The sequence below is a fragment of the Enterococcus sp. AZ071 genome (assembly GCF_050499065.1).
Classification (GTDB): Bacteria; Bacillota; Bacilli; order Lactobacillales; family Enterococcaceae; genus Enterococcus_A; species Enterococcus_A ferrettii.
The window spans coordinates 1175862-1191367 of the sequence record NZ_JBIPAS010000002.1 but is presented as its reverse complement, the minus strand read 5'-3'; the positions used below and the strand labels follow the sequence as shown (position 1 = coordinate 1191367).

The following is a 15506-nucleotide window of genomic DNA, read 5'->3' as shown; positions in this document are numbered from 1 at the left end:
AAAATAAAGAATCCCCTTTTACTAATTTAGTCTTCTTGTACCTTTAAACCTTCTACAATATCCAGCTTCTCAATGTAGCGATTAGACAACAAGATACGAGTACTACCCATTAGAAAAACAATGGTCGTTGAAATCAGGTAGCTTTTTAAGGAAACAATCGGATACAATGCAAAGGTGTTTTGTGAAAATTCCCCCTTGATGGCCTGCAACAACTGATAGCCCAGAAAAAATCCAAGAGGAATAGCTAAAATCAACTGTAAAAGGGTCTCTTTTCCAATTGCCGACAAAATACGTCGTTTGGAGTATCCCATAATATTCATAAACATATATTCAAATTCTCGTACTGTTAGGTTCATCAAGTTCATGCACATAATGACCGTAATCCCTAAAATGACTGAACATATAATCAGAAAAATAATTAGAATTCCCATATTGTCTAGTAGAGAACGGAACATTTCGCGATCGTTATTAGCTGTGGTGAATACCATATTTTGGTTTTTCAAATGCTGTTCTAGCTTTTCAGGGCGGTCTGATTGTACGTATAACGTATTGTAAACTCTTGGCAGATCATCAAATATTGACTCAGCATAATCATAGGAAGTAAAGATACTTAATCCCATACCTAGTGGTAAGATACACGATACCTTAACAGATCGGTCATCAATTTTTATGGTGTCTCCTACCGTTACCTGCCATTTCTCAGCATAGTATTCTGGAATAATTATTCCCTCACGCAGCATTTCATCTGCTAATTCAAGCGTATCAACCTGCCCATCTAGAATAATCAAGGAATACTCCTCACCATTTACTTTGGTAACCATTTGCAAAGCTTTGTCCTCTTTTTGAATCAAGGTGTCCTCCACCAAGTCATCTGTTAACTGCTGAGGTTGACTTTCAATAATTAAATCATAACTTGCAAAGGTACGAAAATATTGATTCGTTACCTCTTTTAGGGAATCATTAAAGCCGAATGAAAACACCAGTAAAGCTGCCGAAGCCGCTATTCCTAAGATCATCAGAAAAAAGCGTCCCTTATTACGTAAGCTTGTCTTAAAAGCATAGCGAGTATTAAAGGAAACATATTTCCACACTTTTGAGTTTCGCCGTTTGGCAGAGATTTTTGGAACCCGTGGGCTCATAGATGTATACGGGTATTCTCGCAAAATATCAAGCATGGAGAGAATACTAAATATCCAACAACCAATAGTTGAAACTCCGATGGTGATTAGCCAATACAAAGGATTGAAGTCAGCTGTCAGATCAGGTACCTCAATCATACTAGCAAAAATCGTCAACAACCATTTAGATACTGGCAAGCTTAATAAGCAGCCTGCTATTGAACTAAGTAGTCCCATTAAAACAAACTGGAAAGTATAAATTTTGATAATCCCCCAATTGTTTCGTCCCAACGCTTTCATAACACCAATTTGCTTATGCTCTTTTAAAATAGTTCGTCGCAGCAGAATAAAAATGATACCAAAAGAAAGCAGCCAGAAGATAGTTGGGAAAATGTACGCAAAGGAAACAAACTGATCCAAATCTCCCTCAAACATTTGATAGTTGATCTGGTCCGTCTGTCGTGTAAATGCTTCATAAGCTACAATTTTTTTTACCTGCTTTTCACTAATTCGCTGATCATTTCGCAGCAATATTTGATTATACACTGGCGAAAAATCTTCAGAAACAAATGCTATCGCAAAGTTTTCCTTGTCAGCAATCATTGTTCGAGCGTTTTGAACATAGTAGACATATTCAGGCGATGAGACAATTCCAACAACTTTCAAAATTTGATCACCGGCAATGAGAGTATCTCCCAGCTGCGTCTTATTCATTCTAGCGTATTGACTAATCACTGCGCATTCATCTTTTGTTTTGGCAAGGCGGCCTTTTTCTAGTTTTAACTGATTGGTAGTTTGGGTTTGGGAAATTAGACGAGTTGTCAGATCATCCTTCTTTACATCGTGAACCCAACGACCTTCAACATTGCTTGCATTCAGATCATTTTTCAGCGCAGCAATATCATTGTCTTGAAATTTACCTTGTAACGTGACATCTGCGTAGTGATAGCTGGCGAAGTAATTTTTGGTCGTCTGTTCATAGGTGTCTTTGAAAGAGAAAAGAGTTGAGAAAAAAAGTGAAGCAATTAGTATCAGCAGCCCCATCCCTAACAGCTGACCGAAGTGATTTTTCATTTTACGGAACATATATTTCATTGAGGTTCTCATTACCATTCCACCTCACTCGGCGCTAACGGTGTTTCATTCTCAATATATTCAATGATTTCTCCGCTGCGCATGCGTAAAACAACATCAGCAATTTTAGCAATTTCTTTACTGTGGGTAATAAAAATGACCGTACTGTTGTGAGCCTCCTTGACCTGCTTTAATACTTCCAAAATCCGAATACCCGTCTCAAAATCTAAAGCACCTGTTGGTTCATCACATAAAAGAATTTCAGGAGCTTTAGCGATCGCCCGTGCAATGGAAATCCGCTGTTGCTCACCTCCTGATAATTGTCCAGGAAAATGATGCATTCGTCCTTTTAATCCTACTGAAGCTACTGCCTTTTCAGCCTCCTCACTTGAATGATTAACAATCTCAGTTGAGAATTCAACATTTTCCAATGCACTTAGATCCGGCAGAAGATTATAGCTTTGAAAAACAAAACCAATCTTTTCTTTACGAAAATCAGTCATTTGAACTTTGTTTAACTTCGTAATATCAGTTCCTTCAAAAATAATTTCTCCGGTTGTGGGCTTATCCATACAGCCAATCATGTTCAAAAAGGTCGATTTTCCCGAACCGCTCTCCCCTAAAACTACGATAAACTTATTCTTAGGTAAATCAATTGAAATATTTTTGAGTGCCTGAACTGTCGACTCACCTTCTCCATAATTTTTAGAGAGACTTTTGATTTGAAAAATACTCATTTTCACACCTCCAAGTAATTTAATAAGCCGTCCAACATAACCTCAACCGTGGCATCTAGATAATCCTCAATCATAATTTTTTTATGGCTGACACCAAAATAAATTATGTGCACATAATTCTGTAATATTTCTGGCTGTTTATTCTCCAAACCCAGTTGTTTGAATAGTTCACGATAGTTCTTCTGTTCCATTTCCTCCATTTTTTTTAGTGTTGTTCTGTCATGGCGTCCTAAAAAACTTTGAATATCGTCATGAGCTTCGATGAAAAAAGCAATTTGCGGGTCATGAAAAATTTTTAGAAACAACTGCTTGATTTGCAGTCGTTTTTCTGAAGAAGGAGCATCTTTTAGATGGGTTACTCCGGTTTTTACTTGGTTGAAAGCTTCCTCATGAATTTGATAAAGCAGCTCGTACAGGAAATCGTCCTTTGAACGGAACGAGTGATAAAATGATCCTTTAGCTATTCCGGCAGCTTTGGCAATATCATCTACACTTATTTTTTTTATTCCATATCGAAAGATTAATTGTTTTCCCTCAAGCAATAACTGGTGCTTTTGTAGTTCTTTTTCTTCTGGTGTTAATTCTCTTGGCATAAAACCCCTGCTTTCTTAAAAACCATTATGACCAATTTAGTTAATATGGTCATTATACTGGAATATAAAGATTTTGTAAATAATAATTAGTCTTTTATTGCGACAAAAAAGGATCAAGTCTAATTACACTCAATCCTCCAGTCTAATTTATTGATTGTTCCATTGCTTGAACTTTGTCCCTGTAAGAGCCAGTTTTTTTATTAAATAATGCTGAGGTACCCACTACATATAGATCTGCCCCAAATTGGCTAATCGCTTTTGCCGTTTCAGCATATATGTTCCCATCAACCTCAATTAGTGGCCTAGTAGTTTTACTAGAAAGTTCTTGGTTTAACCTAGCTATTTTGTCCAACACATGATGTTGAAAAGGCTGACCAGCAAAGCCAGGATTAACAGTCATTATCAAGACCAGCTCCAGGTCATCAAGAAAAGGAAAAATTGATTCAATTGGCGTCTCAGGACTTACTGCAATTCCTACTCCACAATTTGATGCATGTATTTGATCAATGATTTTGCTAGGATCCTTCACCGTTTCAATATGAAAAGTAATATAATCCGGCTTTGTTTGCACAAACATTGACACATATTTTTCTGGAGTAACACATGCTAAGTGAATATCGGTCGTAAATTGTTGGGTCTGTATAATTGGTTCCAGCACATAAGGCCCCATTGCAAGATTATTCACAAATTGACCATCCATAACATCACAATGAAGCCAGTCAATTCCAGCTTCATTTAACGACCTCAACTCTTTAGCTAAATTCAATTGATCGGCACACATGATTGAAGCTACCACTTTACTCATGAATTTATCCCCTTTTTATGGATTCATAAAAATCGCCATGGCATCTTTAGCATTTTTTTTCATTGCCGCTGTGGCAGTTAGCGAAATCTCGTCAAAGAAAACAGGAGCTTTAGCGTCCCTACTCTCAAGAAAATCCTTTACCGCGTTGCCCGCAGCTTTATTCATGTAAGTGTAGTAGTTAATTTTACAAATACCGTTATTGATAGCGATTTTATAATTTTTTTCTGAAACACCAGACCCGCCGTGCATTACGAAAGGTACATCAACTTTATCTTTGATCAGTGTAATCCTATCCAGATCCAATTTTGGTTCTTTCAAATATACACCATGAACAGTTCCAAAACCGATCGCTAAACAATCTACATCCGTTTCCTCTACAAAATGTTTCGCCAAATCAGGATCGGTATACACATCGTCCAAATCTTCATAGTCTTCACTAGAATCTGATCCGCGTCCTTCCCCGCCACCGACAGCCGAAGTGAATATGTGTCCCAATTCAGCTTCTACTGAAACACCTACTGCATGAGCAATTTTTACAATTTCTTTGGTTTCATCCCGATTAACCTCGTATTCTTTGCTGGAAGCATCGTACATAACTGAGGTAAAACCCATTTGTATAGCTTTAACACACATTTCAAAAGTTGCTCCATGATCTAGATGAACAGCAACTGGAACTTTTGCTTTATGGGCATAATCCAACATTAACGGACCAATTTCTTCTATTGATACTAAGCCTTCATGGACTTCAGCATGTTGTAGAATAACTGGTGAGTTCAATTCTTCAGCTGCTTCAATTACTGCTCTGATGGCTTCCAAATTTGGAACATTAAATGCTCCTACGGCGTATTTATTCTTTTTTGCATCAGCTAAAAGTTCTTTTAAGGTTACTAACATAGTACTCCTCCTTGGTATTTGAAGAATTCTTTTAGAGAAAAAAGATTCTAATTCTCAATACAACGCCTCTTCCACTATCTGGATCGCAGCTAGCTTGTTACTTGATACTTTTTCTGCGAAGAAGTAGAGAGGCTGTTCTATTCCCGGTTAAAGCGATATTCTAAATTGGTTGAAAAAACGTCCGTATATACATAAGAAATTTCAATCGGTTTGTCCTCAAAATAGGCCACATTATTGACCACCATAACCACCGCCGGATTGGAGATATTCAGATGTTGAATTTCTGTATAGTTCGCCATTCGGGCATTAATTTTTTGACTGATGATTTCGGGATAAATTCCAAATTCATTTAGGGTTTTCCATAAAGATTTGTCCGTTAAATCAGAAGTCACAATTTCCGGACAGCGAGCTAAAGGAATAAAACTTTCAGTTAAGGAATAGACCATGCCGTCAACGCTCCGCAGTCGTAAAAGATAAAATACGTAGTCGTTTTCCTTAATCCCAAGCTTTTCACTAAGTTGATTATCGGCTTCCAATATGTTTTTCTTTAATACCTTTGAACTTATCTTCTTCTTTTTGGAAACAATATCTTCATAGAAACCAGAAATATGCATACTTGAATTGATTTTTACATCGCGATCTGGAATGATGAACCCTTTTCCTTCGATATAAGTCACAATTCCTTGTTTTTCCAAAGATTCCAGCGCCCTCTTAATAGTAGTCCGGCTAACCTTAAAGGTATCTGACAATTTTCTTTCACTAGGCAATGGTTTGCCTTGTCCGTTCAGAACCTTGGCCAAATTTTGAATATCGTCACTAATTTTTTTATATTTTGGAATGAATTCTTCCATTAAGAAACCTCCTTATTTGTCTGTTCCTACAAGAAAATCTCCCATTAAAGAATTCTCTAAGCAGACAGCCTTGCTTGATTTATTGTCAATCTGATTATATCTTATTTTTTAAAGTCGACATAAGTTTAAGGAAAAAGCCAGACTATCCAGTTAGTTAAAACTTCACCACTACCCGATATTTATCCCCCTTTATTGCTGACTCAAAGCCCTTCCCTACTTCATCAAAGGTAACAATTTCACTAATAAATGGTCGTACATCAATTGTTCGTTCACTAATCATTTTAGCTGCTCGAATAAAATCTCGACTATTGGAGTTAGCAGTTCCACGAATACTGTAACCGCCTTTATGCAGTTGATCTGGACTGAAGCCAATTGGTTCATCCGGATAGAAGGAAGAATAAAGAATCACTCGTCCAGTATTGGCTACAACTCCGACTGAATCCTGAACCAAATCAGCAATTGGTGTTGTATCAAAAACAACATTAGCGCCTAAACCATGAGAAATTTTAGCTACCTCCTTGGCTAAATTTTGTGTACCCGAATTTACTGTATAACGTGCACCGTTTTCCTTAGCTAAAATCAAACGTTCCTCATTCAGATCACAGGCTACAACAGTAGCACCACTTTTTACTGATAAAGCGATGTGCAATTGCCCCATAATGCCACAGCCAATTACGACTACTAAATCTCCATATTGAATATCAGCAGTCTCGCAGCTGTGAACTACACAAGATAACGGTTCTGTTAACGCTGCTTCTTCTGCGGACACATTGTAATAATGGAACAAATGCTTTGGCTCTACCAGCATATACTCCGACAAACCACCCATTCCTTTGTGAGGGAGTCCTTCCAAATGCTTACTGTGATCAAAATCTAAACAGTTTTGCTCTTCACCGCTTTTGCAAAATTCACAATTGCCACAGGCTAAATTCGTACCAAAAACAACCTTATCACCAATCTTCCAATTCTTCGTATCAATCTCACTGCCTAAATCAACAATCTCGGCTGCAATTTCATGGCCGCCAATAAATGGATACTCAACCTTTTTTACACCAGTGTATACTCGCTGCTCCCATGTACAAATAGCACACGCATCAATCCGAATCAAAATCTTATTGGAGGATGCTTTTGGTTTCGTACACTCCTCAATTTGTAGGTCCTTTACTCCGTAAAAAACTGCTGTTTTCATTTAACCATCCCTTAAAATATATTTAGCGTACTAAAGATTACGCTTATTACCACAAGAATTAGAATAACCGTGATGGATTTTAACATTCTATTTTCAATAGATATAAAGCTAGTAATGTACTTTCTAGAATATAAGATGCTTTAAAAAAATTTTTTTAAATTTCTCCTTATTTCAGCTAAACTCTGACAACCTAGATAATAGTTATCAAGGAAGTTGCAACTAAATTTATGGTATACGTACTTGATGGGTTTACTCACTAGCAAAATCTTTTTCAATGAATGTCTACTTCTAAGATTTTTTTATTTCAGTTTCTCTACAAAAAAATCCTTTGGACTTAAAAAAGAACCATTGGTACTGTTCGCAAGATAAATATAACTTGTGGAAACTTATTTGTCAACAAGCAAAAAAGCAAGGGTGCTAAGACCATCTCTAAATAAGCTCTTAGTAGTTTTAAAAAGTATCAATTACTCAAAAGAATAAATAGTAATTATCTTTCCTACAATAAATTTTTCTAGTTTGAATTTGGCTCTTTTTTGCATTTTTGCACAATAAAAAACAAGCAAGCAGTGCATACTTTGTATGCATCGCTTGCTTGTATCTTTTTAAAAAAATTAGTAGTCTACACGCACTCCAAAATCGGGTGTGAAATATTGAGTAGAACCATATTTTACATCTTCCCCTGGTTGAGAAGCGTGGATGTAACCATCACCACCGGTTGAAATAGCTACGTGATAGGTGGCACCCTGGTCACCCCAGAATAACAAATCACCTTGTTGTGCTTGGTCAACTGCAATTTGAGTACCTGATGATTCTTGTGGTACTGTCCACGCACCGATGTCTTGTCCAGTTACTTGCTTATAAACATATTGCGTGAAGCCAGAACAATCAAAACCGTCTGGTGTTCTGCCTCCCCATTCATAAGGAGTTCCCACATATTTTTCGGCTTCTTGAACAATCGCTTCGCCAGTCGAATTTACCTGATTTGGCTGTGTTTGGTCAACAGCAGGCTGTTCAGGTGCTGGTTGCTGTTGATCATTGGTTGTGTTATTTGACTGATTTGCATCTGGTGTTGCTTGTTCTGCACCATTCGTCGTTTCAGTATTATCTACAACAGGTGTCTCAACTTGATTTGTAGAATCTGGAGCAGGAGCTTCCTCCGGTGTCACAACATTATCTACAGCTGGTGTAGTATCCACTTGGACAGGAGTCTCTGGAGCTGCTTGATTTTCTGGTAAAGCAGGCGTCTCCGTTACTGCAGGCGTCTCCGCTACGGCCACATTTTCAACAACTGGTGTTGGAGTGACATTGGCAGTGTAGTCCACAGCAGGTGCTGGCTCAGTTGTCACAGCTCCTTGGCCCACGATAACAGTTTGACCAGAATAAATCACATTATCCTGTAAGTTATTCCATGCAGAAAAATCTTGCGTAGTAATTCCAAAATTGGAGGTAATAGAAGCTACCGTATCGCCAGATTGAACCACATATTGAGTTGCAGGAGTTGATGCAACAGGTGCTGGCGTTGCAGCGACTGGCTGAGGCACTGCTGCAGTATCATATTTAGTTAAATCATTTTCTTCAATCGTTGATATCAAAGCATCTGAATAGCCAGGTTGTTGGTTAAAACGACCTTCTAAAGCTTTTACCGCCGCTTGATAATCGCCAGCATTTGTTTTCCAGCTACTTGCAAAGTACAAATCCTGACCGTCTTTTTCAGTAGTTTTCATGATTTCTACATAGTCTTGAGCGGCTTCCTTAAAGGAACCATATGCTTTCAGTTCTTTTTTCGAAGTTACAGAAGCTCCGTCTGTGAAATCTTCTTTGTCTAGCATCGCTGATTGACCTTTATATTGGCCTTCAAATCCGAATAAATTGTAATAAGGAGCTTTAGCAAAACTGTTTTGTCCCCAGTTACTTTCTATTATTGCTTGAGCCATCATTACTGAGGCATATAAGTCATTTTTTTCTGCTAAAGGTTCCACAACCTTAGCGACTTCGCTGATGAATGCGGCTTTATCAACATTTGATGCAGAGACAGTATTGTCGTTCTCTACAGCTTCTACTTTGTTCACACCAAATAGCGGTGCCGCTACAGAACAGGTTACTAATGCGGTTCCGACAACAGCCGATCCCTTCTTTAGATATTGATAATTATTAGTAAAACGACGCTTTTGTTGGCGTAGTTCTCTGCGTGTGAGTACTTTCTTCTCCATTAACACCTCTCCATTCAATAAAATTATTACTTCACTTTCGATTATAGCACATTTGAGAAAATCCAGTTACCAAAAGCTTAGATTTTTTTCAACTTTTTGGATCAAAATTGATGTTTGCTGACGCTTGCACAAATTAATTCTTTTGGTAAGCACATGTTTCTTGCATTAAATTAACAAAAAATAAAGTTAATGAACTCATTTCTTTTTGAGTCTTCTCTGTCGAATTTTCGCCTCCAAACGATTACAATAGAATCAGTTAGGAGGTCACTATGTTAACACTTAAAGAAAAAGTGAAACAGCTTCCTGAAACACCAGGAATTTACTACATGAAAAACGTGAAAAACCAAGTAATCTACGTAGGAAAAGCCAAAAATTTGAACCGACGCGTCAGTTCCTACTTCGTAAACAGTAAAGCACATGCCAATAAAACAAAGCAAATGATCCGCTTGATTGATCATTTTGACTTTCAATTAGTAAACACTGAATTTGACGCCTTAATTTTGGAGTGCGAGACCATTCATCGATTGCGTCCGCCCTTTAATCGGTTAATGAATCATTATGAGGAGTATGGTTATTTCCAATTTCTTAATGAGTCTCCTTTTTTTAAAGTTTTGGATGATTGGTCTGACCAAGGTTTTGTTATTGGTCCTTTCTATCGGAAAAGTAAAATGCTGGAATTCAAGAATACAATGAACAGTGTCTATCACTTGGAAGGACCTTTGCGTTATGCCAAAGGAGTCGTTGCAGATTATCAAAATATTCCACCTGAAAAGGAATTTCTCTTGCGTCTGGAAGAGATTAAACAAACGCTGCTAGGAAGATCCACCAATGTTTTGACTCGGATTGAAGAACGGGTGGAAGCAGCCAGTGCCCGTAAAGATTTTGAAGCCGCCCAAAGATGGTGGAGTAATTATTTGTTGATTGAGCGCTTTTTACGCCGTAACCGGCAACTGCTGCAGGCCACAAATAATTCAGTTTTTGTAGGTATATTATCAGAGAACAAAAAATATTATTGCTACCTCTATGTTAAAGGCCAGTTGATTAGTCGCGCTGTTTATCAAAGAAAACCTCAGCCTGACCAGGTTTATCGGCGTTTGATTAAACAAGTTTCTGCTAAGAATTGGCGCAGTTTGCAAGAAAAAAAATATTTGTGTAAACAAGATGTTGATCTTTTTCCGATCTTTTTTATTTACCTGAACCGCAATGGACAAATCATCCGTTTTTCATGGCCGGAGCTATAAAAGAATTTGTATTCGATTTCAAAGATTGTTACAATAAAATTACAACACCATAGAATGGAGCCATCGTATGCAGATTGAACAGATCCTAAAGCCTGAGCAATGGGTCGTATCAATGTCGACCCATATTTCCTACGAGCATTTGCCAAGATATATCGGCACTGCGTTCGCGGAGCTATCCGCCTACATTCAAAAAAATGAAGCCCAGTTAATGGGAACTCCCTATATTTCCTACTTGAACCTTGACGAAAATGGCCAGGCGAAAGATGAGTTGCAGTATGTAGAAATCGGCTTCCCAGTGGAACGTCTATTGCCTTCGACAGCAAGGTTTCAAGCCTATCAGCAAACTGCTTACTATGCAGTGCGTACGGTCTTTATTGGGGACTATGAGGTTTTGACTGCGCCTTATCAGGAGTTACTGCTAGCTATCAAAGAATTGAATGGTATTTTTGCTCAACGCAGCTATGAGTATTTCTTAACTGATTCAAACATACCTCTAGAACAACAGGAAACGATGATTGAATTGGCTTATCTCCCGAAGGAACGGGCCGAAAGTTTCAAATAAAAAAACAGCTAAGTCCGATTAAAAAAACGGACTTAGCTGTTTTTAGTTTACAAAGATAATGGTCGATTGTCACCTTCATGAACAATCTCACGAAAATCTGCTAAGCCCTCCTGCAGGCCCCGAATTAAGATTTCCGCCGTACCAATATTTGTTGCCAAAGGAATTTCGTACACATCACTCAAACGGATCAAGGCATTCACATCTGGTTCATGAGGCTGGGCAGCCAAAGGATCGCGCAAAAAAATTACCATGTCCATTTTATCTTCAGATATTAACGCACCAATTTGCTGGTCACCGCCTAGTGGTCCTGATTTGAAACGATGAACCTGTAAATCAGTAGCTGACATAATTCTAGTTCCAGTTGTTCCTGTAGCATACAATTGATGATCTTTTAGAATAATCTCATAAGCAGTTACTAGTTTTACCATCAAATCCTTCTTGCGGTCGTGGGCAATTAAAGCAATATTCAAATGATCTCTCCTTTTCTTATTAGAATGTTTGGCCCCATTGATCAAATACTAGCTGATTACATTCAGTATGAGCAATTGTTACACTCGCATTGGCAAAAGGTGCACCTTCTCTGGTCTTTGCTAAAGGAATACCTTGCAAAGTCTTCAGCAGAGTTCGCAGAACAATCCCGTGACTAACAATTAAAATCGTCCCATTAGGATATTGCTGCTTTAATTCTTCTAAAACTTCATTTGTGCGTGCCAATAAACTATCATAGGTTTCTGCCCCAATTGATTCAGCATCAAAAAGATCCGGGCGCTGCATATAGTGAGCAATCTCGGGATGGTCAGATACACTATCAATTTCTACCCCTTCCCACTCACCTAAATTCAGCTCAATTAAGCGGCTGTCCGTGGTCAGTGCATTGAGATCCAGGTGGCTGTGATGATCTAATAGAATTTCAGCTGTAGTCTGGGCTCTAACTTGGGTAGAAGATACCACTAAATCAAACGGAACATCCTTTAAGTTTTCTGCCAGACGATTGGTCGCTTCTATGCCTTCTCTTGTTAGAGGCGAATCCACAGTTGCTCCGTTAAAGCGCCTTTGACGGTTAATTTCCGTTTCTCCATGTCGAACAAAATAGAATATAGACAATTGATTCTCTCCTTTAGCAGCCTAAGCGTTTCTGCCTGTATGTGATTACAGTAATTCGTGTCAGTTGTTTTCATGATAAGTATACAATAACCTATCTCATAATTGAATGACCAATCCTTACAAAATCGCGAGAACTGACTGAATTCTCAAATGAAAAAAAATTTTCTTAGTTGTCTTGACGAAAATATTCATGTTCCTAGCGATGGATTTATTCTCATTTATTTTTGTTATACCCGGGATAAACAGGGAAAATCAAAATGAATATGGCTAAACTTGCAGAATCGCGGATAAATGAAATGAGCCATAATAGCATCTGAGCAAACCAAAGACCAGCTGCCAATAGTCTTTGTTTAAACGTAAAAGGCTAATAATATTAACAGATAATCGAGTAACCAGGCTGTTTACCCATGTCATCAACTGACAACCTAACTTAAAATAATCCAAATAGTAATTCTCGTATGATCTACCTTTTAACCGGCAACCTAAAAAAAAAAGAATCCATGGAAAACCTCTAAACAATTACTGAGCTGAATTGTGCTACTCTTTTTCATCGAGGCACAAAAAGTTTAGCTTCCCTTTCTTAGCTCCTTCAAGGTATATTTTTTGTGATTTGCGACGAAAAAAGCTACTCTTAAATAAGAGAACAAAAAGGAAAGGTGAGCAAAAATGAAACAAGTACCAGAAATTAAAATTAAAGTGACCGATGTGACTGAACGGCTAGACGAGGGATATTTGCTGTTAAGCGAATTGCGTAATGAGGCCGACGCTCCGGTTGTAAAGGCCCATCTGTTAAATAAGGAAATCATCGCTATCTACGGAGAAAATGCTGCAAAAATTTTCTATAATCCCCACAACTTTAAACGTGAAGGTGCGATGCCTAAACTGGTTTTAAAAACTTTATTTGGTGAAGAAGGTGTCCAAACACTTGATGGACAGGACCATACCCATCGCAAAAGCATTTTCATGGAGTTAATGAATCCTAAGCGGATGGAAGAATATCATCGCATTTTAGATCATCGCTTAACGGAAAAGTTGGATCAGCAGCATGGTGAATTTACATTATTTGATATAGCAAAAGATGTATTATTTCGTTCGATTTGTGAATGGTCCGGCATCAACTTAGCCAACTACAGCGAAAAAGAAATTGAGGAATTAACTAACTATCAAATTTCTATGATCAGCTCAGCTATCACCAGTCCGACTGCTCATCTTAAAGGTGTTGAAAACCGTAAAAAATCCGAAAAGTGGGCTCAGAGCCTGATTGAAAATGCTCGAATTAATCCCGTTCCTGGTAAAGAAGATGTTGCTTTGTATGCTTTTGCTCAGGCAACTGATAGTAATGGGGAGCTTTTACCCATTGATACCGCAGCAGTGGAATTGCTTAACATTATTCGCCCAACTGTAGCCTTAACTGTTTGGATTACGTTAATGGGCCATGCCTTATACAGCCGACCCGATATTTACCAACGGTTGAAAGCAGATTTTTCTGAACTGCAGGATTCCTTCATTCAAGAGATGCGCCGTTACTATCCTTTCTTCCCGATGCTCCCAGCTTTTGCTATCAAGGATGTTGAGGTTGATGGATATTTGATTCCAAAAGATAGCTGGGTAGTTTTAGATATTTATTGTACGAATCATGACGAACGAACAATTGAAACGCCCGATGTTTTTCGTTTAAACCGTTATTTAGGCAACGAAAAGCACATTTCTTATGAGGAAGAATATGAAATGATCGCTCAAGGTGGAGGACAATTTGTTGAGATGCATCGCTGCGCTGGAGAATGGATCACCTTACACACAATGCGTGTATTCTCCGATCAACTAGTTAATAAATATACTTTTTCAATTCCTGAACAGGACTGGGATATTCCCATGAACAACTTTCCAACCTTCCCAAATAGCAAGGCTAAACTCTATAAAGAGTAGCCAGACAAAATCGTTGCCTTCTTTGTCTCATGAAAGCATAATGAACACGAATGGAAGTGGAAATTATGGAAACAAAAATACCTGTACATGAGACATTGATTATTGGGATTCTATTGGCGATGTCTGCTGGTGGCTTGGATGCTTATACCTATTTAGTTCATGGTGAAGTCTTTGCTGGGTTGCAGACAGGAAACTTAATTCTATTGGGTATTCATCTTTTTTTAAGAACTAGTATGGGCATTAGCCGCTATTTAATCGCAATCGGGGCATTTATGGTGGGAACCATTATTGTTCGATTCCTGCAGCAACATTACCCAGAAGAGCGTAAACCTAGAAGACAACTGATCGTGTTGGCTTGGGAAATTTTTTGTATCATAATTGTTGCATTATTTTCAAATCGAATCGCTGATTATTGGGCTAGTGCTTTGCTGTCACTTGCAGCTGCTGCCCAATTACAAGAATTTCGTAAACTTAAAGGTGCTCCTTTCACTTCTTTAATGATGACCGGTAATTTGCGCACTTTAGCAGCTGATCTAGCGGATGGCTTCTTTTCGAAGAATAAAAAGTCTTTTCAAAAAGCCGCGGACATTGGGACGATTATTCTTAGCTTTGTTTTTGGAGCTGCAGTAACTAGCTTACTGGTTCCACATTTGCAGAATCAAACCATTCTAGTCTCCGGCTTTTGGTTAATACTGGCTTTTATCCTGTTAATTCTCTCGCCACCCAAATCACTTGTGTGACAGTTATACATTAGTTGAGCTTGGTCTTAGTCGATTCACTCAGAAGTAGAATTTTTTGAGTGAATTGACTAAAACCAGCTTAATTTTTAGTTAATCTAACGTTTTTTTTAAGCCACAAAAACCAGTGACTTTGTAAGCGGAATCACGTATAATAGTTAAACACAGGGCTTGGTGAGGAGCGAAAAAGATGGAAAAACGACAGCAAAAAATGAGCAGCAATGAATTCGCAATGGGCACAGCTGCAGCCTTTAGTCTGATTTTAATGAGCATTCTGCTGATTGCTCGCATCATAACCGATCATGAAGTGATGGATATTTTAAGTCTGATCACTGGAGCAGTCGGAGCATTTTGTTATGGTAAATTTATTATGATTAAACATAAAAGCTGGTTAATTGTATCGGGTATTTTCTTCTTAGGCTGTGTATTCTTTTTCATGAAGTACATTTTGTAGTAAAAACAAAT

General features: G+C 38.1%; 15 protein-coding genes. 5 read left to right on the top strand and 10 right to left on the bottom strand.

The genetic code is table 11. The features are described from left to right. Positions 1-26: 26 nt before the first annotated feature. The 8 genes from IGI49_RS24235 to IGI49_RS24200 form a co-directional block, all read right to left on the bottom strand. Positions 27-2225: an ABC transporter permease gene (locus IGI49_RS24235; protein WP_429965089.1), complete on the bottom strand. Its 2199-nt coding sequence runs from the start codon at positions 2223-2225 to the stop codon at positions 27-29. Beyond that, positions 2225-2929 carry an ABC transporter ATP-binding protein gene (locus IGI49_RS24230; RefSeq protein ID WP_429965090.1) on the bottom strand — a complete coding sequence of 235 codons (705 nt, stop codon included), beginning with the start codon at positions 2927-2929 and terminating at the stop codon, positions 2225-2227. Before IGI49_RS24230 ends, IGI49_RS24235 begins: the two co-directional genes overlap by 1 nt. A 2-nt stretch (positions 2930-2931) precedes the next feature. Further along, complete coding sequence (locus IGI49_RS24225; RefSeq protein ID WP_429965091.1) at positions 2932-3522, bottom strand: TetR/AcrR family transcriptional regulator; 591 nt, start codon at positions 3520-3522, stop codon at positions 2932-2934. A 142-nt stretch (positions 3523-3664) separates the two neighbouring features. Further along, a complete protein-coding gene (locus IGI49_RS24220; protein ID WP_429965092.1) occupies positions 3665-4327 on the bottom strand; it encodes a ribulose-phosphate 3-epimerase in 663 nt (220 codons plus the stop codon). A 15-nt stretch (positions 4328-4342) separates the two neighbouring features. Continuing rightward, positions 4343-5221, bottom strand: coding sequence for a class II fructose-bisphosphate aldolase (locus tag IGI49_RS24215; RefSeq protein ID WP_429965093.1), 879 nt, complete (start codon positions 5219-5221; stop codon positions 4343-4345). A gap of 137 nt (positions 5222-5358) precedes the next feature. Beyond that, positions 5359-6072: a GntR family transcriptional regulator gene (locus tag IGI49_RS24210; RefSeq protein ID WP_207703240.1), complete on the bottom strand. Its 714-nt coding sequence runs from the start codon at positions 6070-6072 to the stop codon at positions 5359-5361. Between the two features lie 154 nt (positions 6073-6226). After that, positions 6227-7261 carry a zinc-dependent alcohol dehydrogenase gene (locus IGI49_RS24205; RefSeq protein ID WP_429965094.1) on the bottom strand — a complete coding sequence of 345 codons (1035 nt, stop codon included), beginning with the start codon at positions 7259-7261 and terminating at the stop codon, positions 6227-6229. A 611-nt stretch (positions 7262-7872) separates the two neighbouring features. Continuing rightward, entirely contained in the window at positions 7873-9471 is a 1599-nt protein-coding gene (locus IGI49_RS24200) for an NlpC/P60 family protein (protein WP_429965095.1), read from the bottom strand. 269 nt (positions 9472-9740) lie between these two features. Between IGI49_RS24200 and IGI49_RS24195 the strand changes: the two genes are divergently transcribed. Continuing rightward, the gene (locus IGI49_RS24195) at positions 9741-10712 is read left to right on the top strand and encodes a GIY-YIG nuclease family protein (RefSeq protein WP_429965096.1); all 972 of its coding nucleotides are present in this window, start codon (positions 9741-9743) and stop codon (positions 10710-10712) included. A gap of 67 nt (positions 10713-10779) precedes the next feature. Continuing rightward, positions 10780-11274, top strand: coding sequence for a GyrI-like domain-containing protein (locus IGI49_RS24190; protein ID WP_429965097.1), 495 nt, complete (start codon positions 10780-10782; stop codon positions 11272-11274). 47 nt (positions 11275-11321) lie between these two features. Here the strand turns inward: IGI49_RS24190 and mgsA are convergent, their stop codons facing one another. Both mgsA and IGI49_RS24180 read right to left on the bottom strand, forming a co-directional pair. Continuing rightward, the gene (gene mgsA, locus IGI49_RS24185; protein WP_207704738.1) at positions 11322-11744 is read right to left on the bottom strand and encodes a methylglyoxal synthase; all 423 of its coding nucleotides are present in this window, start codon (positions 11742-11744) and stop codon (positions 11322-11324) included. A gap of 19 nt (positions 11745-11763) precedes the next feature. Continuing rightward, positions 11764-12378 (bottom strand): histidine phosphatase family protein, encoded by a 615-nt coding sequence (locus IGI49_RS24180; protein WP_429965098.1) that lies wholly within the window; start codon positions 12376-12378, stop codon positions 11764-11766. Positions 12379-13044: 666 nt separating this feature from the next. Between IGI49_RS24180 and IGI49_RS24175 the strand changes: the two genes are divergently transcribed. The 3 genes from IGI49_RS24175 to IGI49_RS24165 all read left to right on the top strand — a co-directional run bounded on the left by IGI49_RS24175 (position 13045) and on the right by IGI49_RS24165 (position 15495). Beyond that, positions 13045-14304: a cytochrome P450 gene (locus IGI49_RS24175; protein WP_429965099.1), complete on the top strand. Its 1260-nt coding sequence runs from the start codon at positions 13045-13047 to the stop codon at positions 14302-14304. A gap of 62 nt (positions 14305-14366) precedes the next feature. Continuing rightward, positions 14367-15044, top strand: coding sequence for a YoaK family protein (locus IGI49_RS24170; protein ID WP_429966067.1), 678 nt, complete (start codon positions 14367-14369; stop codon positions 15042-15044). 187 nt (positions 15045-15231) lie between these two features. Continuing rightward, the gene (locus IGI49_RS24165) at positions 15232-15495 is read left to right on the top strand and encodes a DUF6442 family protein (RefSeq protein WP_207704742.1); all 264 of its coding nucleotides are present in this window, start codon (positions 15232-15234) and stop codon (positions 15493-15495) included. Positions 15496-15506 lie beyond the last annotated feature (11 nt).